Raw genomic sequence first — 21053 nt, forward strand, 5'->3', positions numbered from 1 at the left:
TCTACTGCGTTCCGAAGGGGAGGCGACCAAACCCGGGTCGCCTCCCCTTCGGCGCCTTCTAGCCGCGCGCGTCAGGCACCTCATACCCTCGGTAGGGTTGTGTCGTGTCCTCCCTTCCGACCTCGTGCGACGTCCTGGTCGTCGGCGCCGGCCCGGCGGGCTCGGCGGCGGCGACGTGGGCGGCGCGCGCAGGCCTCGAGGTCGTGCTCGTCGACATGGCTGTCTTCCCGCGCGACAAGACCTGTGGCGACGGACTCACCCCGCGTGCCGTCCACGAGCTCTCCCTGCTCGGCCTGACCGACTGGGTCCGGACGCATCCCGTCTCACGGGGCCTGCGGGCGCACGGGTTCGGGCAGACGCTGGAGCTGCCGTGGCCGGGCGGGTCGCTCCCTGACTGGGGCTCGGCTGTCGCCCGCGTCGAGCTGGACGGCCACCTGCGGGACGTGGCGATCAAGTCCGGAGCGACCGCGCTCGATGGGCTCAAGGCCGTCGGCGTACGGCGGGAGGGAGAGCGGGTCGCTGCCGTCCTCTTCGACGGTGCCGAGGCCGGTGTGCGCAGCGAGATCGCGTGTCGCCACCTGATCGTTGCCGACGGCGTGCGGTCGCCGCTGGGCAAGGTGCTCGGGCGGGAGTGGCACCGGGACACGGTGTACGGCGTCGCCGGCCGCTCGTACGTCGCCTCCTCCCGCGCCGACGATCCGTGGATCTCCTCCCACCTCGAGCTCCGCGACGAGTCCGACGCGGTGCTCTCGGGGTACGGCTGGGTCTTCCCGCTCGGAGGTGGACAGGTCAACCTCGGTGCCGGCACGCTCGCGACCTCCAAGCGGCCTGCGGACGTCGCCATCAAGCCGCTGATGCGGCTCTACGCCTCACAGATCGCTGTCGAGTTCGGGCTCGAGGCCACTGGGGCGGACGGCGCTGTCGCGCTGCGCCAGGAGGCGAGTGCGCTGCTGCCGATGGGTGGCGCCGTCTCGAACGTCGCTGGTCCCAACTGGGCGCTGATCGGTGACGCCGCAGCCTGTGTCAACCCGCTCAACGGCGAGGGCATCGACTACGGCCTGGAGACCGGGCGGCTGATCGCCTCGGTCCTCGCCGAGGCGCCGAACACGCCGCTCACCGACATCTGGCCCGAGATCCTGCGCGAGCACTACGGCGAGGCGTTCTCGATCGCCCGTCGCCTCGCCGGCATCGCGACCAACCCCCGCCTCGTGGCGGCGCTCGGCCCGCTCGGCATGCGCAGTGACTGGCTGATGACACTGGCCCTGCGCTGGATGGGCAACCTCGTCACCGACGACGACCGCGACCGGGCCGCACGCGTCTGGCAGTGGGCCGGACGTCGGTCGCTGGCCGTCGACCGTCGCCCGCTCTTCGCATGAGATCCGCTCGATGAGGTTCCGGCGATGACGAGACGCGAGAGGCTGCCGCAGGTGCAGCGGGTGGCGGCGTACGCCGTCATCCTGCGCGACGAGAAGATCCTGCTGTCGAGGCTCTCGGACACGTTGACCGCGACACCGCAGTGGACCCTGCCCGGCGGCGGACTCGACCACGGTGAGGACCCGCGCGCAGCAGTCGTCCGTGAGGTGCGGGAGGAGACGGGTCTCGACGTCACGGTCGGCGACACCGCCTGGGTGCTCTCGGCGCACTCGGCCAACACGTGGCGCCGGGGGCGCAACGTCAACGCCCACGCGCTCCGGATCGTCTACGACGGCTGGGTGCCCGTGGACGCGCCCGAGCCGCACACCGTCGAGGTCGGTGGATCGACGGCCGAGGCGGCCTGGCTGCCGCTCGCCGACGTGCTCTCCGGCGATATCCCCACGCTGCCGCTCGTCCGGGACGCGCTCACGCAGCACCGGGTGACACAGGTGCAGCGTGTGGGGGTCTACGGCCTGCTCACCCGGACGCTCGACGGCCGCACGGAGGTGCTCCTCACCCGCATCGCGCCGCACGCCGTCAGCGGCGGGAAGTGGCATCTGCCAGGTGGCGGGATCGACTTCGGCGAGTCCCCACGCGAGGCACTGGTGCGGGAGTTCGCCGAGGAGACCGGACTGAAGGTCGAGATCGGGGCACCGCTCGAGATCCGTGACGTTCACTTCACCGGAGTGGCTCCCCACGGCAGGCTCGAGGACTTCCACGGCCTCCACCTGATCTTCACCGTCACGACCTCGGACACGCAGGAGCCCGTCGTCGTGGAGGTCGACGGGACCACGGATCAGGTGGCGTGGGTGGCGATCTCCGACGTCGCCGGCCTGGACACCACCCCTCAGGTGACGGCGGCGCTCGCAGCATCTGGGAGAATCGCCCGGTGACTGCTGTTGCCCTGGACCTTGCGAGTGAGCTGCGCAGCCGGGGGATCAGCAATGTCGACGACTCCACGCTGGCCCGGGCGCTCTACTCCTCGGACGCGTCGCTCTACCGCGTCATCCCGCAGGTGGTGGTCCGGCCGCAGCACACCGACGAGCTGATCGCCATCCACGAGGCCTCGCGGACGCTGGGTGTGCCGGTCACGCTGCGCGGCGCCGGCACGTCGATCGCAGGGAACGCGGTCGGGCCGGGCATCGTCGTCGACACCCGTGACCTACGCCGGGTGATCTCGATCGATCCGGACGCGCGGACTGCGCGGATCGAGCCGGGGATCGTCCACGCCGACCTGCAGCGGGCGGCGGCGCCGTACGGCCTCCGCTTCGGGCCCGACCCGTCGACGCACCCGCGCTGCACGATCGGCGGGATGATCGGTAACAACGCCTGCGGCAACAGGGCCCTCGGCTACGGCCGCACCGTCGACAACGTCGAGGCACTGAAGGTCGTCTGGGGGACGGGCGAGGTGGCGGAGTACGCCGACGGGTCGGCGGGCGGCGCGACGGCGGAGCGACTGCTCGCGCTCGGTGACGCCCATCTCGCCCACCTGCGCACCGAGTTCGGCCGCTTCGGGCGGCAGGTGTCGGGCTACTCGCTCGAGCACCTCCTGCCGGAGAAGGGCCGCCGGGTCGACCGCTTCCTGGTCGGCACCGAGGGCACGCTCGCGACCATCCTCGAGACCACCGTCCGACTCGTCGTCGACGAGCCCGGTCGGATGCTGCTCGTGCTGGGCTACCCGACGATGCACGAAGCGGCTGATGCGGTGCCGGCTGTGCTCGCTGCGGCCCGCTCGACGGCCGGAACCCTGCTGGCGTGTGAGGGGCTCGACGCCCGGATCGTCGACCTGGTCCGCGCGAAGGGCAACGTCGTCCCCGAGCTGCCGGCCGGCGCCGGCTGGCTGATGGCCGAGGCGGCCGGCGTCCATGCCGAGGACCTCCTCTCCGCCGTTGCCGCGGCCGGCGGAGCTCTGGATGCGCGGCTCGTCCGTGACGCCGGCGAGATGGCCGCGATCTGGAAGATCCGCGAGGACGGAGCGGGCCTGGCCGGTCGCTCGCTGCCGACTCCCGCCTACTCGGGGTGGGAGGACTCGGCGGTTCCGCCCGAGCACCTCGGGGCATGGCTGCGCGACTTCGACGAGATCCTGGCGGCGTACGGGCTGCAGGGCTTCCCGTACGGCCACTTCGGCGACGGGTGCATCCACTGCCGCATCGACTTCCCCTTCGAGGCCGGAAACCCTGACTCCGCACGGGTCTTCCGCGAGTTCATGACCGCGTGCGCGCACGGCATCAAGAAGTACGGCGGCACTCTGTCGGGCGAGCACGGCGACGGCCGGGTGCGCTCCGAGCTGCTTCCGCTGATGTACGAGCCGCAGTCGATCGACCTCTTCCGCGCGGTCAAGCAGATCGCGGATCCCGAGAACCTGATGAACCCGGGCAACATCGCCAGCCCGGACGACCAGGGCCCCGCCTCGATCACGGACGACCTGCGGCCGGTCCGCCCCCGCGCACGCCCGACCACTTCGCTGCGCCTGCTGCACGACGACGGCGATCTCGGTGCCGCCGTCCACCGTTGCACCGGTGTCGGCAAGTGCGTGGCGCCGCACACCAGCGGCGTGATGTGCCCGTCCTACCTCGGCACGCTGCAGGAGAAGGACTCCACCCGCGGGCGCGCCCGCGTGCTCCAGGAGGCGCTCGACGGCGGCCTCGTCCGCGGGCTGGCCGATCCTGCTGTCGGAGCGGCGCTGGATCTGTGCCTTGCGTGCAAGGGCTGTTCGACCGACTGCCCGTCCGGCGTCGACATGGCGACGTACAAGTCGGAATCGCTGTACCAAGCGTTCCGCGGCAAACGCCGCCCCCGCTCGCACTACCTCCTCGGCCGGTTGCCGATGTGGGCGCGTCTCGGTGCTCCCTTCGCGCGGCTCACCAACCTGCTGATGAAGCTCGCGCCCCTCGCCTGGCTGGCGAAGTGGGTCGCGGGCATCGACCAGCGGCGGTCTGTGCCGAAGTTCGCCCCGACGACCCTCCGCCGGTCCGCCGAGACCGGGTCACTGGTGGAGAGGCCCGACGTCTGGATCTGGGCCGACTCCTTCACCGACCACTTCTTCACCCAGTCGGGTGAGGCAGCAATCGCGTTCCTCGAGGCGCAGGGCCTCACCGTCAAGGTGATCAAGGACAACGCCTGCTGCGGCCTGACCTGGATCACGACCGGCCAGCTCGACCAGGCGAAGTCGATCATGGAGCGCACGGTGCGGACGTTGGCGCCGTACGTCGCCAGTGGCGTCCCCGTCGTCGGCCTCGAGCCCTCCTGCCTCGCCACGCTGCGCTCGGACTCGCTCGAGCTGACCGACATCCCCGAGGCGGTCGACGTCGCGGCCCAGATGCTGACCTTCGCCGAGCTCGTGCACAAGCTCGAGCTCCCGCTGCCCGACCTGAGCGACGTCGAGATCGTCGCGCAGCCGCACTGCCACCAGAACGCGGTGCTCGGCTGGAAGGTCGAGCAGGGCCTGCTGGAGAAGGCGGGGGCCACGGTCACGAAGGTCGCCGGCTGCTGTGGTCTCGCGGGGAACTTCGGCGTGGAGGAGGGGCACTACGAGGTGAGCGTCGCGATCGCGGAGACCCACCTGCTCCCGGCCGTGCGCGCAGCCTCCCCTGAGACTGTGATCCTCGCCGACGGGATGTCGTGCCGGGTCCAGTTGGATGACCTCGCCGGCGTGCCCACGATGCACCTCGCCGAGCTCCTGGCTTCTAAACTGGTGAAGTGAGCCCGAAGCAGCGCCGGTACATCATCCCTGCAGCGCTGGTGGCTCTCCTCGTGATCGTGGTGATCGCGCAGGTGCTCAAGTGAGCGGTGGCGAGCGGACCTCGGAGCCGCTGCTGCGGGCACTCAACCGGATGCGTTCGGTGATGCTCGATCCCGACCAGCTGGTCAAGGCGGTCGCCTCCGGCAAGCAGCGCGGCACCGACCCGCAGTGGCGGCGTGCCGAGCTGCGCTACGTCGACCTCAAGGCCGGGCGTCAGCTGCAGATCACGACGTACGACGCCACGCAGGCGTTCACCGCGAACTACAAGGTCGGCGACTCTGCGCTGGTCGAGGCACTCGACGAGCTGCTCGATCTGCCCTTCGCCAACTGGGTCGTGACCACCGCGACCGAGGAGACGACGGTCCAGGCCAAGACGCCCCACACGGCGCTGGTCTCTGTCGTCGAGAAGGCGCAGGCCGCGGAGCAGCAGGCCAGCCACGACCTGCCCAAGGAGCGGCTCCTGCCGGAGTCCGACCCGGTCTTCATCACCCTCGGCCTCTCCGGCAAGGACGGGAAGCTCAAGCCGAGCCGCGCGTCGAAGTACCGTCAGGTCGAGGAGTTCCTCCGCCAGCTCGACACTGCCATCGATGACGCGCTCGCGAAGAAGCACCTCCGAGTGCCGACGGCCGATGAGCCGCTGCGGATCGTCGACCTCGGCTGCGGCAACGGCTATCTGACCTTCGCCGCCCAGCGCTACCTCACCTCGGTGAAGCAGCTCCCGGTCGTCGTCACGGGCGTCGACATCAAGGAGCAGTCCCGGGACCACAACGCCAGCGTGGCGAGGGATCTGGGCGTCAACGCGGAGTTCGTCGTCGGCACGATCGACGGCGTCGAGCTGCCTCGGAACCCCGACGTCGTGCTCGCGCTGCACGCCTGCGACACGGCCACCGACGACGCCCTCGCGCGGGCGATCGACTGGGAGGCACCGCTCGTGCTCGCCGCACCCTGCTGCCACCACGACATCTCGGCCCAGCTGCGCAAGGCACCGACCCCGTCGCCGTACGCCATGTTCACCCGCCACGGCATCCTCCGCGAGCGCCTCGCCGACACCCTCACCGACGGTATTCGCGCGTCGCTGCTGCGGATCAGCGGCTACCGCGTCGACGTCGTGCAGTTCGTCGAGAGCCAGCACACGCCGCGCAACACCATGCTGCGAGCCGTCCGCACCGGCGGGCCGGTCAAGGGCGGCTCGGTGAAGAAGGAGTACGACGACCTCGTCTCCACGTGGGCGTTGAAGCCGAAGCTCGCGGAGCTCCTGGGTCTCGCGTGAGAGCGCGTTCGTGATCGTCCGCATCGCGGCGTCGATCCTGGTGGCGCTGGGGCCCTCAGGTGACGTCGCGTTCTCCTTCGACGACCCGGACATCACCGAGTCCTCCGCGCTGGTCGCACTTCCCAACGGTGACTTCGTCACCACCAACGACTCCGGCGACTCCGGCCGGGTCTTCCTCGTGAGCCCGGACGGGAAGACGCTGCGGGTGAGCGACTGGGCGGACGACGCGACCGACGTCGAGGCACTGGCCCCGGTCGGTTGGCCGGCCCGCAGCGATCGCGTGTGGGTGGGCGACATCGGCGACAACGCCAACGCCCGCGACACGATCGAGGTCACCCAGGCCAAGGTCGGTCTGGGAGGCCAGGAGACGCTCGAGGGCTTCACGCCGCTGGAGCTCCGTTACCCCGACGGCGCCCATGACGCGGAGACGCTGATGGCGGCACCTGACGGCCGTCTCCTGATCGTCACGAAGGGGTTCCTCGGCGGGACGCTCTACGCCGTGCCCACGCACTCCCGCCCGGCGGGTGCGATCACGCTCGAGCCCCTCAGCTCCACCGGAGCCATGCTCCCCATGGCCACCGACGGCGCCTTCCTCCCCGACGGCAAGCACTTCCTGCTCCGCGGCTACACGTCGGCGACGCTCTACGCCTGGCCGTCGCTGGATCGCCTCGGCTCGATGCCACTGCCGCACCAGAAGCAGGGTGAGGGGCTCGGCATCGCCGCCGACGGGTCGCTCTGGCTCTCGAGTGAAGGGGTGCATGCCGACGTACTGCACACCGAGCTCTCACCTGCACTGAGGGCCCTCGTCGACGGGGGTACGCCGAACGCGACACCGACCTCCACCGAAACGGCCCCCGCGCCCGCTCGAGAGGGCGATTCCTCACCGTCGGATGGGGAATCAGGCACGCGCGGATGGTGGCCCTGGATCGGAGGAGGGATCGTGGCAGTGGGACTGATCGCCTACCTGCTGCGGCGCCGAGCATGAGAAGCGGGACACGCGGGTAAGACCTTGTCGTGGTCAGGCTGCGTCGGACATCCCCGGACCAGCCGGGCTGGACGCGGCGACGGGCAGGACGAGGATTCGTCTATCTCGATGAGAACGGCGACCGCCTTCCCGAGGAGGACGTCGAGCGCATCCGGGCGCTGGCGATCCCGCCGGCCTGGCGCGACGTATGGATCACGCCGCACGCCAATGGCCACCTGCAGGCGATCGGGACCGACGACGCGGGCCGGCGGCAGTACCTCTACCACCCGGACTGGCGCACGCGCCGGGACGCGGACAAGTTCGACCGGGTGCTCCTCTTCGGTCGGGCGCTGATGAAGGCGCGCGAGCGGATCCTCTCCGACCTCGCCAAGGACGGGATGCCCCGGGAGAGGGCCTGTGCCTGCGCCGTACGGCTCCTTGACCTGGGCTACTTCCGGATCGGCAACGACGTCTATGCCGATGCGCACGGCAGCTTCGGGCTCACCACCCTGCAGCGTCGTCACGTGAGGCGCATGCAGGACAGGCTCGTCTTCACGTTCACCGGCAAGTCGGGGGTGGACCACCGGATCGAGATCGACGACGCGATGGTCGGCGAGGCGGTCGAGGCGATGCGCCGGCGTCGCGGCAGCGACGAGGGCCTGCTCGCGTTCCGCGAAGGACGGCAGTGGCGGACGATGCTGCCCACGCTGGTCAACGACTACGTGCGCGAGGTAACCGGCGTCGAGGCGACCGCCAAGGACTTCCGCACCTGGCACGCGACCGTGCTCGCGGCCGCCGGCCTGGCAGAACGGCTCGACGAGGCCGGCGGAACGGTGTCGAAGACGAAGGGGAAGCGGCTGGTCAGCGACACGATGAAGGAGGTCGCGGAGTTCCTCGGCAACACCCCGACGCTCGCCCGCAAGTCCTACGTCGACCCGCGGGTGGTCAGCGCCTTCGAGGAGGGCCGCACCATCGCCTCGGCCACTCGCAAGAACCATGCGACGACGGATGCCCGGCAGCTGGCACTCGAGCGAGCGACGCTCCGCCTGATCGGCTAGAGCTGCTCCACCACGTAGTCGATGCAGGTGGTGAGCGCCTCGACGTCGGAGGCGTCGACGGCGGGATACATCGCGATCCGAAGCTGGTTGGCGCCGATGCCGCGGTAGGCGTCGAGGTCGACGACACCGTTGGCACGCAGCACGTCCATGACCTCGGTCTTGGAGATCGAGGGGTCGAGTTCGATCGTGCCCACAACGTCGGAGCGGTTCTCGGGGTCGTCGACGAAGGGGGCGGCGTACGACGACCGCTCGGCCCAGCCATAGAGGACTGCGGCCGAGGCGGCCGTCCGGGCCGCCATGCCCGCAAGTCCGCCGTTCGCGTTCATCCAGTCCAGCTGCTCCGCCATCAGGAAGAGCGTCGCGACGGCAGGAGTATTGAGGGTCTGGTCGGCGCGGGTGTTCTTGAGCGCGGTCGTGAGCGAGAAGAACTCGGGGATGTAGCGGCCCGACGCGGCGATCTTCTCCGCGCGCTCGATGGCGGCGGGGGAGAGGGTGGTGATCCACAGGCCGCCGTCGGAGGCGAAGGACTTCTGCGGGGCGAAGTAGTAGACGTCGGCCTGGCTGAGGTCGAGGGCGAGCCCGCCCGCAGCTGAGGTGGCGTCGACGAGCGTGAGCTGCTCGGGCGTCATGCCGGCCGGTCGCCCCACGGGCGCCCACACACCGGTGGAGGTCTCGTTGTGGGTCCACGCGTAGGTATCCACGTCGGCATCGAAGGCGACCTCGACGCGGGTGCCCGGCTCGGCCGTGCGCATGGCCGGGGCCTTCAGCCACGGTGCGGCGTTGGCCGCCTTGGCGAACTTCGCGCCGAACTCACCGAAGACCGCGTGCTGCGAGCGCTCCTCGATCAGCGCGAAGGTGGCCAGGTCCCAGAAGGCCGCCGAGCCGCCGTTGCCGATCGCGATCTCGAACCCGTCGGGCAGGCCGAAGAGGGTGGTGAGGCCGTCGACGACCCGACGTACGAGCTTCTTGACCGGCGGCTGCCGGTGGGAGGTGCCGACCAGGGTGCTCCCCGTGGCCGCGAGTGCCTCGAGCCGGCCGGCCGTCACCTTCGACGGGCCGGAGCCGAAGCGGCCGTCGGCGGGCAGCAGCTCGGCAGGGATAACGATTGTCCTGGGGTCGGCCACGGTGAATATCCTCCCATCCGTGCCCGGCCCGGATCGACTCAGTATCAAGCGTCTCGGATATGACCATGAGGACGCGCAGGCGCTGACCGCGAGGCTGCAGGCCTTCTACGCCGAGCGGTACGGCGACGGGGATGACGATCCGACCGGCCCGAGCCAGTTCGTCGAGCCCGAGGGGATCTTCCTCGTCGGCTACGTGGACGGCAAACCGGTCGCGACGGGCGCCTGGCGCCGTGTGGGCGTCGACCGTCTCGGGACGACGAAGACCGCCGAGCTCAAGCGGATGCACGTGATCCCGGAGATGCAGCGCCGCGGCTTCGCCGGCGAGATCCTCCGGGCGCTCGAGGAGTCGGCGCGCGAGAACGGCTTCGAGGCGCTCGTCCTCTCGACCGGTCTCAAGCAGCCCGAGGGGATCGCCTTCTACGAGGCGCACGGCTATGAGCCCATCCAAGGCTTCGGCCACTACGCCGGTGCTCCGCTGAATCGGTGTTACGGGAAACACCTCTGACGGAGCGTCCGCACGCGTCAGAGGCGTTTCGCAGAATCAGGTCCAGGACGGGTCGTAGCCCTCGATGTCGGACACCGGGCGGGTGCCCGGGCCGGTGTAGATCGCCGACGGGCGGATCAGGCGACCGGTGGTCTTCTGCTCGAGGATGTGGGCCGACCAACCGCCGGTGCGGGCACAGGTGAACATCGACGTGAACATGTGGGCGGGGATCTCGGCGAAGTCGAGGACGATCGCCGCCCAGAACTCCACGTTGGTCTCGAGCACACGGTCGGGGCGACGCTCACGGAGCTCGGCCAAGGCGGCCTCCTCCAGCGCCTTGGCGACCTCGTAGCGGGGAGCACCGAGCTCCTCCGCCGTACGCCGCAGGACGCGGGCGCGCGGGTCCTGCGCACGGTAGACGCGGTGGCCGAAGCCCATCAGGCGCTCGCCGGAGTCGAGGAGCCCCTTGACGTAGGCACGGGCGTCGCCGGCCTTCTCGACCTCCTCGATCATGCCGAGGACCCGGGAGGGGGCGCCGCCGTGCAGCGGACCCGACATCGCGCCGATCGCGCCCGACAGGGCGGCGGCGACGTCGGCACCGGTGGAGGTGATGACGCGGGCGGTGAAGGTGGAGGCGTTCATGCCGTGCTCGGCGGCGGAGCTCCAGTAGGCGTCGATCGCCTTGACGTGCTTGGGATCGGCCTCACCGCGCCAGCGGAGCAGGAACTTCTCGGCGAGGGTCTGCCCCTCGTCGACGACGCGCTGGGAGACAACCGGGAGGCCGAGGCCGCGGGCGGACTGGCCGGCCCAGGCGAGCACCATGACGGCCGCGCGGCCGAGGTCCTCGCGGACCTTCTCCGGCGTCGAGTCGAAGGTGTACGTGATGCCGAAGAAGGTGGCGAGCTGCGCGATCGCGGACTGCAGGTCGACGCGGACGTCACCGGTGTGGACAGGCAGCGAGAAGGCCTCGGCAGGCTGGAGGCCCGGGTCGAAGGTGCCGTCGACGAGGAGGCCCCAGACCTTCTCGAACGGGACGCGCCCGGCGAGGTCCTCGATGTCGACGCCGCGGTAGCGGAGCGCAGAGCCCTCCTTGTCGGGCTCGGCAATCTTGGTCTCGAATGCGACGACGCCCTCGAGCCCGTCGTGTACGACCGGCGAGTCAGCCATGTCTCTCCTTATGTCATGTGATCCATCGGGCATTGTGCCGCAGTCGGCGCGGGATGGGCCTTCCAGGGCCGTCTATGGTCACGGTATGGACGCCGACCTCTCCGCTCTGCGGCGCGACTACGCGGCCGGCGGACTCGACGAGCCCGACCTGTCGCCGGACCCCTTCGACATGTTCGCGCGCTGGTACGACGACGCGGTGACCGCCGAGATCCACGAGCCCAACGCGATGGTGGTCGCGACCGCCACGCCCGACGGCGTCCCGTCGGCGCGGTTCGTCCTGCTCAAGGGTTTCAGCAGCGGAGGCTTCGTCTTCTACACCAACCAGTCCGGGCGCAAGGGGCGCGAGCTCGCGGCCAATCCGCACATCGCGCTGCTCTTCCCGTGGCATCCGCTCGAGCGGCAGGTCCGGGTCGAGGGCACAGCGGCGGCGGTGACGCGGGAGGAGGTCAAGGCCTACTTCTCCCAGCGTCCTCGGGGATCCCAGCTCGGCGCCTGGGCGAGTCACCAGTCCGAGCCGGTCGAGTCGCGCGAGGCGTTGGACGCCGCCTACCGCGAGGTCGAGCAGCGCTTCGAGGGGGTCGAGGACATCGAGCCGCCCGACGAATGGGGCGGCTACCGCGTCACACCGACCCGCTTCGAGTTCTGGCAGGGCCGTACGGGCCGGCTGCACGACCGCTTCGTCTACGACCTTCGTGACAATAGTCAGTGGGAGCATCAGCGCCTGGCGCCGTAGGCTTCGGCAGTGCTGTTCCGCGTCCTCCGGACCTTTCTCGCTCCGTACAAATCGTGGTTGGCGACCATCGTCGTGCTGCAGTTCCTCAGCACCGGCGCGATGCTCTACCTGCCGAGCCTCAACGCCGACATCATCGACAAGGGCGTCGCCCAGGGCGACCAGGACTACATCGTCCGCACCGGCGCGTGGATGCTCGCCGTCTCGGTCCTGCAGATCATCTGCTCCGTCACCGCCTCCTACTGCGCATCGCGGGCGTCCATGGGGTTCGGACGTGACCTGCGCCGGGCGCTCTTCAGCAAGGTCGGTTCCTTCGGCGCCTTCGAGATCGGACGCTTCGGCGCACCCAGCCTGATCACCCGCACGACCAACGACGCCCAGCAGGTCCAGATGTTCGGCTACCTCGTCTGCGGCATGGCGGCCTCGATCCCGATCATGATGATCGGTGCCGTCTTCATGGCGCTGCACCAGGATGCCCACCTGGCCTGGCTCTTCGCGGTGCTCATCCCCGCGCTCTTCGTCACCGTCGGCATCATCGCGAGCCGAATCGTGCCCAACATGGCCAAGGTCCAGTCGCGCCTCGACGGCGTCAACCGGGTGCTCCGCGAGCAGATCACCGGCATCCGCGTCGTACGCGCCTTCGTCCGCGAGCCGCAGGAGAAGGTCCGCTTCGACGTGGCCAACGAGGAGCTCACCGACGTCTCGCTCAAGGCCGGCCGGTGGCTGGCGCTCTTCTTCCCGATGATGATGGTGATCGTCAACGTCGCGGCCGTCGGCGTGATCTGGTTCGGCGGCCACCTCGTCGACGATGGCACGATGCAGGTCGGCCCGCTGACCGCGTTCCTCTCCTACCTCATGCAGGTGATGATGAGCGTGATGATGGGGACGTTCGTCTTCATGCAGATGCCGCGCTCGGCCGTCTGTGCGGAGCGGATCCAGGAGGTCCTCGACGTCGTCCCGTCGATCGTGATGTCTCCCACCGGCGTCGCCTCCGCACCGGCCGGCGCGCGCGGCGAGCTGACCTTCGCCGACGTCGATTTCACCTATCCCGGCGCCGAGCAGCCTGTCCTCACCGACCTCTCGTTCACCGCGACCCGCGGCCAGACGGTGGCCGTCATCGGCTCCACCGGCGCCGGGAAGTCGACCCTGATCAACCTCGTGCCGCGGCTCTTCGACACCACCGACGGTGCCGTCCGCGTGGACGGCATCGACGTGCGCGAATGGGCGCCCGACGCCCTCGGTGCGCGGCTCGGTCTCGTGCCCCAGCGGGCCTTCCTCTTCTCCGGCACGATCCGCTCCAACCTGCTCTACGGTGCCAACACCGCCGAGGACGCCACGGACGAGGCCCTCTGGCACGCCCTCGAGATCGCGCAGGCGGCCGACTTCGTCCGCGCCATGGAGTCCGGCCTGGACTCTCCGGTCGTGCAGGGCGGCACCAACTTCTCCGGTGGCCAGCGCCAGCGCCTGGCCATCGCCCGCGCGCTCGTACGTCGACCCGAGATCTACCTCTTCGACGACTCGTTCTCCGCGCTGGACCTCGCCACCGACGCCCGACTGCGCGCCGCGCTGAAACCCGAGACGCGAGACTCGACGGTGGTCATCGTCGCCCAGCGGGTCTCGACCATCCGCGACGCCGACCTGATCCTCGTCCTCGACGACGGCCGGATCGTGGGGCGGGGCACCCACGAGGAGCTGGTCGCCAGCAACCCGACGTACCAGGAGATCGTCGCCTCGCAGCTGAGCGCGGAGGAGGCGGCGGCATGAGTGACCAGAAGCCTGTGCAGTCGAAGCAGGGCACGCAGATGAAGGCCGTCGAGCGCATCCAGATGGCGGGCGGCCCCGGCCGCGGGCCGATGGGCGGCGGCATGGTCGGCGGGAAGGCCTCGACCTTCGGCCCCTCCGCGAAGCGCCTCCTCGGACGGCTCTTCCCCGGCCGCATCGAGGGTGTCGCCGTCGTCACGCTCGCCGTCATCAGCGTGCTGCTGACCGCTCTCGCGCCGCGCTACCTCGGCCACGCGACCGACCGGGTCTTCGCCGGTGCGATCGGCCGCACCCTGCCCAGTGGCGTCACGGTCGACCAGGTCGTCGCCGACATGCACGCCAAGGGTCAGGACCGACTGGCCGACCTCATCTCGGGGATGGACCACGTGGTCCCCGGCCACGGCGTGGACTTCACCGCCGTCGGGCAGATCCTGCTCTTCGTCCTCGGCCTCTACATCGCCTCCAACCTCTTCGCCTTCCTCCAGGCGCTGCTGCTCAACTCGATGGTGCAGCGCACCGTGCGCGACCTGCGCGCGGACGTGGAGGCGAAGCTCAACGTGCTGCCGCTGGAGTACTTCGACTCCCAGCCGCGCGGCGAGATCCTGTCGCGCGTCACCAATGACATCGACAACGTCTCGCAGACGCTGGGCCAGACGATGTCGCAGCTCCTCACCTCGGTCGTGAGCGTGGTGTCGATCCTCGCGATGATGCTGTGGATCTCGCCGCTGCTCGCCCTGATCGCGCTCATCTCGGTGCCGATCTCGATGACCGTGGCCCGTCAGGTGATGAAGCGCTCGCAGGGGCAGTTCGTCCAGCAGTGGCGCTCGACCGGCCAGCTCAACGCGCACATCGAGGAGACCTTCTCCGGCCACGACCTCGTCCGGGTCTTCGGTCGCCAGGCCGAGGTCGAGGCGACGTTCGCGGAACGCAACGCCGCCCTCTACGAGGCCGGTTTCAAGGCGCAGTTCATGAGCGGCCTCGTGATGCCCATCATGATGTTCATCGGCAACCTCAACTTCGTCGCGGTCGCGGTCGTCGGTGGCCTGCGGGTCGCCCACGGTGCCCTGACCGTCGGTGAGATCCAGGCCTTCATCCAGTACAGCCGGCAGTTCAACATGCCGCTCACGCAGATGGCCTCGATGATGAACCTCCTCCAGTCCGGTGTCGCCTCTGCGGAGCGGGTCTTCGAGCTGATCGACGCGCCGGAGCAGGTCCGTGAGGAGAGCGGCACGCTCGCAGCCGTACGTCGGGGAGAGGTCAACGGCGAGGTGCGGTTCGAGAAGGTCTCCTTCTCCTACGACCACGAGACACCGCTCATCACCGACCTCGACCTCGTGGCCAAGCCCGGCCAGACGGTCGCGATCGTGGGCCCGACGGGTGCCGGCAAGACGACGTTGGTCAACCTGATCATGCGGTTCTACGAGCTCGACGGCGGCCGGATCACACTGGACGGTGTCGACATCACCGCCATCCCGCGGAGCGTCCTGCGCGGGCAGACCGGCATGGTTCTCCAGGACACCTGGCTCTTCGAGGGCACCATCCGCGAGAACCTCCTCTACGGCCGCCCCGACGCGACCGAGGAGGAGCTGATGGAAGCGGCCCGGGCGACCTTCGTCGACCGCTTCGTGCACTCCCTGCCCGACGGCTACGACACGATGCTCGACGGTGAGGGCGGCTCGCTGTCGGCGGGGGAGAGGCAGCTGCTCACCATCTGCCGCGCCTTCCTCGCCCAGCCGGCGCTGCTGATCCTCGACGAGGCGACCTCATCGGTCGACACCCGCACCGAGCTGCTCCTGCAGCAGGCGATGGCCGCGCTGCGCTCGGACCGGACCAGTTTCGTGATCGCCCACCGACTCTCCACCATCCGTGACGCCGACCTGATCCTCGTCATGGAGGCGGGCCGGATCGTCGAGCAGGGCACCCACGACGAGCTGATCGCGGCAGGCGGTGCGTACGCGCGGCTCTACCAGTCGCAGTTCGCGGCCGCGGTCGACCCGGAGGCTGACACCGCGGGTGCCCTGACCTGACAGGATGGGCGGCGTGTGGGCCGTCGTGTTGATCGTCGCTGTCGTGGCGGCGGCCGTGGCGGTCGCCCTCGGTGTGATGGTGTCCCGCACGCGCACCGAGCTCGAGGCGGCCCGGGAGCGGGTCGATGAGCTCCAGGACGAGCAGCGGCGACTGATCGCGGCACTCGACGCCGCCGGCGTACCGGTGCCGCTGGAGCGCGTCCCGCGACGCTCGGTGCGCGTGGCCAAGCAGGCGGCCCGGGCCGTCATCGGTACCGCGGGACTGCTGCGGACCGGCGGGATCAACCAAGTGCTCAACGCCTCCCTCGACGAGCTCGGTCGGTGGGCGGACACCGATCGCACGGAGATCGAGCAGTGGGCCACGCCCGAGGGCCTGGTCACCGTCCTCTTCTCCGACATCGAGGGCTCGACCGCGCTCAACGAGCAGCTGGGTGACGATGCCTGGCTCAAGGTGCTGCGCGCCCACGACACCCTGATCCGGCGCGAGGTCGAGCGCTGCGACGGCCACATCGTGAAGAACCAGGGCGACGGCTACATGGTCGTCTTCAGCCACGCACCCGCCGCGATCGCCGCAGCGGTCGGCATCCAGGAGCGCCTTGCTGCGGGCCGCCAGAAGCTGTTGCGTCGCGCCGGCGTCTGTGTCCGGATCGGACTCCACGCCGGCCAGGTGGTCTCCCACGAGGGTGACTACTTCGGCCGCAACGTCGCCCTCGCCGCCCGGATCGCCGCGAAGGCGCAGGGCGGCGAGATCCTGGTCAGCGACGAGGTCCACGCGATCGCCCTCGGCATGACCTCCCCGACCGTCGCCTTCACGCCGCTCGAGCCGCTCGAGCTCAAGGGTCTCAGCGGCGAGTTCCAGCTCTGGCGCGCAAGCGGGACCTGACCGGCGTCGTAAAGTTGTCGAAGTCAACCTTCCAGATGTATCGTTGACCTATGCAACAAACCAAGCCCATGTCCCACAAGGAGATCCTGGAGGCCCTCTCCGGCCTCCTGGTCGCGATGTTCGTCGCGATCCTCTCGAGCACCGTCGTGACGAACGCGCTACCGCGCATCGTGTCCGACCTCCACGGCAGCCAGACCGGCTACACGTGGGTGCTCGTCGCCACCATGCTCGCGATGACCGCGACCACGCCCATCTGGGGCAAGTTCGCCGACCTCTTCAGCAAGAAGCTGCTGATCCAGATCGCCCTCGTCGTCTACGTCTCGGGCTCGGCACTCGCGGGCTTCGCCCAGTCGATGTCGTGGCTGATCGGCGCGCGTGTGGTCACCGGTCTCGGGGTCGGTGGCGTCATGGCCCTGATCCAGATCATCATCGGCTCGATGGTCTCCCCGCGTGAGCGCGGACGGTACTCGGGCTACATCGGCGCGAGCTACGGTCTCGCCACCCTGATCGGACCGCTCGTCGGCGGCGTGATCGTCGACAGCCCCCTCGGCTGGCGCGGCTGCTTCTACGTCAGCCTCCCGTTCGCGATCATCTCGATCGTCATCCTGCAGCTGAAGCTCCACCTTCCGACGATCAAGCGCAAGGTCAAGGTCGACTACCTGGGGTCCGCGCTCCTTATGGGTGGCGTCAGCATCCTGCTGATCTGGGTCTCGCTCGCGGGGCAGCAGTTCGACTGGCTCAGCGCCACCACGGCGTACCTGGTCATCGGTGGCCTCGTGGTGCTCGCCCTCGCGGCGCTCGTCGAGGCGAAGTACGCGGCCGAGCCGATCATCCCGTTGCAGCTCTTCCGCGACCGGACCATCTCGCTGGCCACGATCGGTGCGATCTTCGTCGGTGTCGTGATGCTCACGGCGACGACGTTCCTCTCGGAGTACTTCCAGAACTCGCGCGGCATGAGCCCGACCCACGCCGGCCTGATGAGCCTGACGATGGTCCTCGGCCTGATGAGCGTCAGCATCATCTCCGGCCGCCTGATCAGCAGCACCGGTCGCTGGAAGGTCTGGCTCGTCTCAGGCATGGCCGCGGTCGTGCTCGGCGCCGCGCTGCTCTCCACCATCGACGGTGAGACCAACATGGTGCTGGTCGGCCTCTACATGTTCGTGCTGGGCATGGGCCTGGGCGCCACCCAGCAGAACCTCGTCCTCGCCGTGCAGAACAACGTCGAGCAGGCAAACATCGGTGCGGCCTCCTCGGTCGTGGCCTTCTTCCGGACCCTCGGTGGCGCCATCGGCGTCAGCGCCTTCGGCGCGGTCCTCAGCCACCGCGTCGCGACCCACGTCACCGACGGCATCGGCGGGCTGATCGCCTCCGGCCAGGTCACCCCCGACCAGGCTAAGTCGCTCGGCGGCGGCAGCGAGGTCCCGGACCTCGCCTCCCTGCCGGCCGCACTCGCGCACCTCTTCGAGGGCGCGTTCGGTGAGGCGACCGGACAGATCTTCCTCTTCAGCATCCCGTGTGCTGTGCTTGCGCTCCTCGCCGTCGTGTTCATCAAGGAGACCCGTTTGCGCACCACGCTCGACAAGCTCGAGGCTCCCGAGACGGAGATGGAGCTGGCTGCCGAGCTCGAACTGGGCGGCGCGCGGTGACCTCCCGCGCCGAAGGGCTTCGTCTCGTCGAGACGGAGATCAGCAACCTGGTCCGTCGTGTCCGTCGGATCATCGGTGAGCGCGCCGCGGCGGTCCACCCGGAGCTGCAGGGTGTCTCCTACCTCATCCTCGGCTGGTTGGAGCAGAACGGTCCGGCACGTGCCTCGTCGATCGTCGAGGCCTTCCGGATCGACAAGGGCGCGCTGTCACGGCAGCTGCACCACCTGGAGGAGCTCGGCCTCGTCGTACGCACGCCCGACCCCGGCGACGGCCGCGCCAGCCTCGTCGAGCTCACCGACGAGGCCCGCCTCCGGATGTCGCAGGTGGATTCGGAGCAGCGGAAGCTGGTCGACGAGAGGCTGGGCGGCTGGACCGCCACCGAGCTGCGGGATCTGGCGAATCAGCTCAAGCGTTACAACGACGCCCTCGACTGAACGCGGAGCCAGGCGCAGGCGTCTGGGGGCAGTACGTCGGCGAGGGGCTCGCTCGAGAGGATGACTGAGCCCTCGGGGAGAGGGACGGGCTCCGCGCCGGCGTTGAGCCAGATCTCGACCTCTCCTCGGCGAACCGCGACGACCTCGTACGGGGCGTCGAGGAGCTCGACGTCGTCGCCCGAGAGCGAGCGTCGTGCCGCCAACGCAGAGCGATAGAGCTCGAGTGTCGAGCCCTCGACGCCGCTCTCGGCCTCCACGGTGAGCGGCGCCCAGTCCTCGGGCTGGGGGAGCCACGGCGTGGAGCCCTCGGGTCCGAAGCCGTAAGGGGAGGCTGATCCGCTCCACGGGATCGGGACGCGGCAGCCGTCGCGGCCGACGCGATCGGTGCGGGGGTCCTGCCGGAACTCCGGGGCCACCTCCGCCTCGGGGAGGCCGAGCTCCTCGCCCTGGTAGAGGTAGGCCGAGCCCGGCAGTGCGAGCATCAGCAGCGTGGCGGCGCGAGCTCGCGCGAGCCCCAGCGGCCCGCCGCCGTACCGCGTCACGTGCCGCGGCTGGTCGTGGTTGTCGAGCACCCAGGTGGGAGGTGACCCGATCGTGCGCAGCGCCTCCATCGTCTCGCTGATGACCCGGCGGAACTGCGGAGCGCCCCAGTCGGCCCACTGGAAGGCGAAGTTGAACGCCTGCTGGAACTCGTCGGCCCGCACATAGCGCGCCATCCCGGCCGCGGTGAGGGGCATCGCCTCAGCGACCATCATCCGCTCCACCCCGGATTCCGCGGTGTAGGACTCCAGGATCTTGCGCCACCGGCGGTAGACCTCATGGACCTCGGGCTGGTCCCACATCGGGGCCTCGGTCAGGCCTCGGCGGACCATGTCGGAGGGCTCGGAGGTGAGCTCCCCGCCGTCGGACATGACCTGGTCCGGCATGCCGTCCGCCTTGAAGAGCCCATGGGCGACATCGACCCGGAAGCCGTCCACGCCCCGCTCGAGCCAGAAGCGCAGCACGTCATCGAACATGTCTGCGACCTCGGGGTTGCGCCAGTCGAGGTCGGGCTGGGAGGCGTCGAAGAGGTGGAAGTACCACTCACCGTGCGGGTCGTCGGGGTGCTTGGCCCAGGCAGAGCCACCGAAGACGGAGAGCCAGTTGTTCGGCGGTACGCCGGGCGCAGCCGCATCGGGCTCCCGGAAGATGTAACGCGCCCGCTCCGGCGAGCCCGGCGCGGAGGCGAGTGCCGCGCGGAACCACGCATGCTCATCGGAGGTGTGGTTGGGCACCAGGTCGACGATCACCTTCAGGCCGAGTTCATGGGCGCGTGCCATGAGGGCGTCGCAGTCGGCCAGGGTGCCGAACAGCGGGTCCACGTCGCAGTAGTCGGCGACGTCGTACCCGCCGTCCTTCTGGGGTGAGCGGAAGAACGGCGAGAGCCACAGTGCATCGACGCCGAGGTCGACCAGATGTGAGAGCCGCGAGGTGATGCCGGAGAGGTCGCCCATGCCGTCGCCGTCGGAGTCGGCGAAGCTGCGCGGGTAGATCTGGTAGACCACGGCATCACGCCACCACGGGGTGCTCACAGCGTTCACCCTAGAATGCATCCGTGAGCGATCTGATCGACACCACCGAGATGTATCTGCGGACCATCTATGAGCTGGTGGAAGAGGGCATCGTGCCGCTGCGTGCCCGGATTGCGGAGCGGCTGCACCAGTCGGGTCCGACCGTCTCGCAGACGGTCGCTCGGATGGCGCGCGACGGCCTGCTCACCATCGAGGGCGACCGTCACCTCCAGCTCACCGAGGAGGGCCTGCGGCTGGCCACGCGCGTGATGCGCAAGCACCGCCTCGCGGAGCGGCTCCTCACCGACGTCATCGGTCTGGACTGGGAGCTCGTCCACGAGGAGGCGTGCCGCTGGGAGCACGTCATCAGTGAGACCGTGGAGAAGCGGCTCCTGGAGCTGCTCGGAACACCGACGGAGTCGCCGTACGGCAACCCTATTCCCGGTCTGGCCGAGCTCGGCTCCGACAACCTCGGCGAGGAGTTCATGCAGGGGGTCGAGCCGCTGTCGAAGGTCGCGACGGCCGTGAAGGGCGAGGTCCTGGTCCGCCGCATCTCCGAGGAGATGCAGAAGGACGAGACGTTGATGAGCGCGCTGCGTCGGGTCGGCGCTCGTCCGGACAAGACCATCGCGGTGGTTGCCACGGCGGAGGGCGTGCTGCTCGGTTCGGGCGGCGAAACTGCTGAGATCGTGCCCGAAGCGGCCGATCACATCTTCGTCAAGCGCCTCTGACCGCGTCACAAGGTATTCACAACTTCGGGACTTCCGACCCGAGCGCGGGTTAGCCTCACCGTCTAGGCT

At 69.6% G+C, this 21053-nt stretch carries 17 protein-coding genes; 14 read left to right on the plus strand and 3 right to left on the minus strand.

Going from position 1 to position 21053, the window contains the following annotated elements:
• The first annotated feature begins 104 nt into the window (after positions 1–104).
• The 6 genes from LH076_RS01390 to LH076_RS01415 all read left to right on the plus strand — a co-directional run bounded on the left by LH076_RS01390 (position 105) and on the right by LH076_RS01415 (position 8447).
• A complete protein-coding gene (locus LH076_RS01390; RefSeq protein WP_227782185.1) occupies positions 105–1376 on the plus strand; it encodes a geranylgeranyl reductase family protein in 1272 nt (423 codons plus the stop codon).
• A 24-nt stretch (positions 1377–1400) separates the two neighbouring features.
• On the plus strand, positions 1401–2306 hold the full coding sequence (locus tag LH076_RS01395; protein WP_227782186.1) for an NUDIX domain-containing protein: 906 nt from the start codon (positions 1401–1403) through the stop codon (positions 2304–2306).
• The gene (locus LH076_RS01400) at positions 2303–5116 is read left to right on the plus strand and encodes an FAD-binding and (Fe-S)-binding domain-containing protein (RefSeq protein WP_227782187.1); all 2814 of its coding nucleotides are present in this window, start codon (positions 2303–2305) and stop codon (positions 5114–5116) included. Before LH076_RS01395 ends, LH076_RS01400 begins: the two co-directional genes overlap by 4 nt.
• Positions 5117–5246: 130 nt before the next feature.
• Entirely contained in the window at positions 5247–6425 is a 1179-nt protein-coding gene (locus LH076_RS01405) for a class I SAM-dependent methyltransferase (RefSeq protein WP_415753307.1), read from the plus strand.
• A 10-nt stretch (positions 6426–6435) separates the two neighbouring features.
• Positions 6436–7410, plus strand: a complete 975-nt coding sequence (locus tag LH076_RS01410) for a hypothetical protein (protein WP_227782189.1) — start codon at positions 6436–6438, stop codon at positions 7408–7410.
• Positions 7411–7439: 29 nt separating this feature from the next.
• Positions 7440–8447 (plus strand): DNA topoisomerase IB, encoded by a 1008-nt coding sequence (locus LH076_RS01415; RefSeq protein WP_227782190.1) that lies wholly within the window; start codon positions 7440–7442, stop codon positions 8445–8447.
• Here the strand turns inward: LH076_RS01415 and serC are convergent.
• Positions 8444–9571 (minus strand): phosphoserine transaminase, encoded by a 1128-nt coding sequence (gene serC, locus LH076_RS01420; RefSeq protein WP_227782191.1) that lies wholly within the window; start codon positions 9569–9571, stop codon positions 8444–8446. The two genes, LH076_RS01415 and serC, sit on opposite strands and share 4 nt — an antisense overlap.
• A gap of 19 nt (positions 9572–9590) precedes the next feature.
• Here serC and LH076_RS01425 point away from each other — a divergent pair, with 19 nt between their 5' ends.
• Complete coding sequence (locus LH076_RS01425; RefSeq protein ID WP_227782192.1) at positions 9591–10076, plus strand: GNAT family N-acetyltransferase; 486 nt, start codon at positions 9591–9593, stop codon at positions 10074–10076.
• Between the two features lie 36 nt (positions 10077–10112).
• Here LH076_RS01425 and LH076_RS01430 read toward each other — a convergent pair whose 3' ends face one another.
• Positions 10113–11222, minus strand: coding sequence for a citrate synthase 2 (locus tag LH076_RS01430; protein ID WP_227782193.1), 1110 nt, complete (start codon positions 11220–11222; stop codon positions 10113–10115).
• An 85-nt stretch (positions 11223–11307) separates the two neighbouring features.
• Here LH076_RS01430 and pdxH point away from each other — a divergent pair, with 85 nt between their 5' ends.
• Genes pdxH through LH076_RS01460 form a run of 6 tightly spaced genes read left to right on the plus strand, consistent with a single transcriptional unit; the run spans position 11308 to position 18703 of the window.
• Complete coding sequence (gene pdxH, locus LH076_RS01435) at positions 11308–11955, plus strand: pyridoxamine 5'-phosphate oxidase (protein ID WP_227782194.1); 648 nt, start codon at positions 11308–11310, stop codon at positions 11953–11955.
• 9 nt (positions 11956–11964) lie between these two features.
• Entirely contained in the window at positions 11965–13716 is a 1752-nt protein-coding gene (locus tag LH076_RS01440; RefSeq protein ID WP_227782195.1) for an ABC transporter ATP-binding protein, read from the plus strand.
• Complete coding sequence (locus LH076_RS01445) at positions 13713–15740, plus strand: ABC transporter ATP-binding protein (protein WP_321573725.1); 2028 nt, start codon at positions 13713–13715, stop codon at positions 15738–15740. Before LH076_RS01440 ends, LH076_RS01445 begins: the two co-directional genes overlap by 4 nt.
• A 13-nt stretch (positions 15741–15753) precedes the next feature.
• A complete protein-coding gene (locus LH076_RS01450) occupies positions 15754–16623 on the plus strand; it encodes an adenylate/guanylate cyclase domain-containing protein (RefSeq protein ID WP_227782196.1) in 870 nt (289 codons plus the stop codon).
• A 50-nt stretch (positions 16624–16673) separates the two neighbouring features.
• Positions 16674–18269: an MDR family MFS transporter gene (locus LH076_RS01455; RefSeq protein ID WP_227782197.1), complete on the plus strand. Its 1596-nt coding sequence runs from the start codon at positions 16674–16676 to the stop codon at positions 18267–18269.
• The gene (locus LH076_RS01460; RefSeq protein WP_227782198.1) at positions 18266–18703 is read left to right on the plus strand and encodes a MarR family winged helix-turn-helix transcriptional regulator; all 438 of its coding nucleotides are present in this window, start codon (positions 18266–18268) and stop codon (positions 18701–18703) included. Before LH076_RS01455 ends, LH076_RS01460 begins: the two co-directional genes overlap by 4 nt.
• On the opposite strand, the gene LH076_RS01465 is transcribed toward LH076_RS01460, so the two are convergent.
• Complete coding sequence (locus tag LH076_RS01465) at positions 18682–20274, minus strand: glycoside hydrolase family 13 protein (protein ID WP_227782199.1); 1593 nt, start codon at positions 20272–20274, stop codon at positions 18682–18684. The genes LH076_RS01460 and LH076_RS01465 overlap by 22 nt on opposite strands.
• 23 nt (positions 20275–20297) lie before the next feature.
• Between LH076_RS01465 and LH076_RS01470 the strand changes: the two genes are divergently transcribed.
• Entirely contained in the window at positions 20298–20984 is a 687-nt protein-coding gene (locus LH076_RS01470; protein ID WP_227782200.1) for a metal-dependent transcriptional regulator, read from the plus strand.
• Positions 20985–21053: the final 69 nt, after the last annotated feature.

The sequence above is a fragment of the Nocardioides sp. Kera G14 genome, from assembly GCF_020715565.1.
Classification (GTDB): Bacteria; Actinomycetota; Actinomycetes; order Propionibacteriales; family Nocardioidaceae; genus Nocardioides.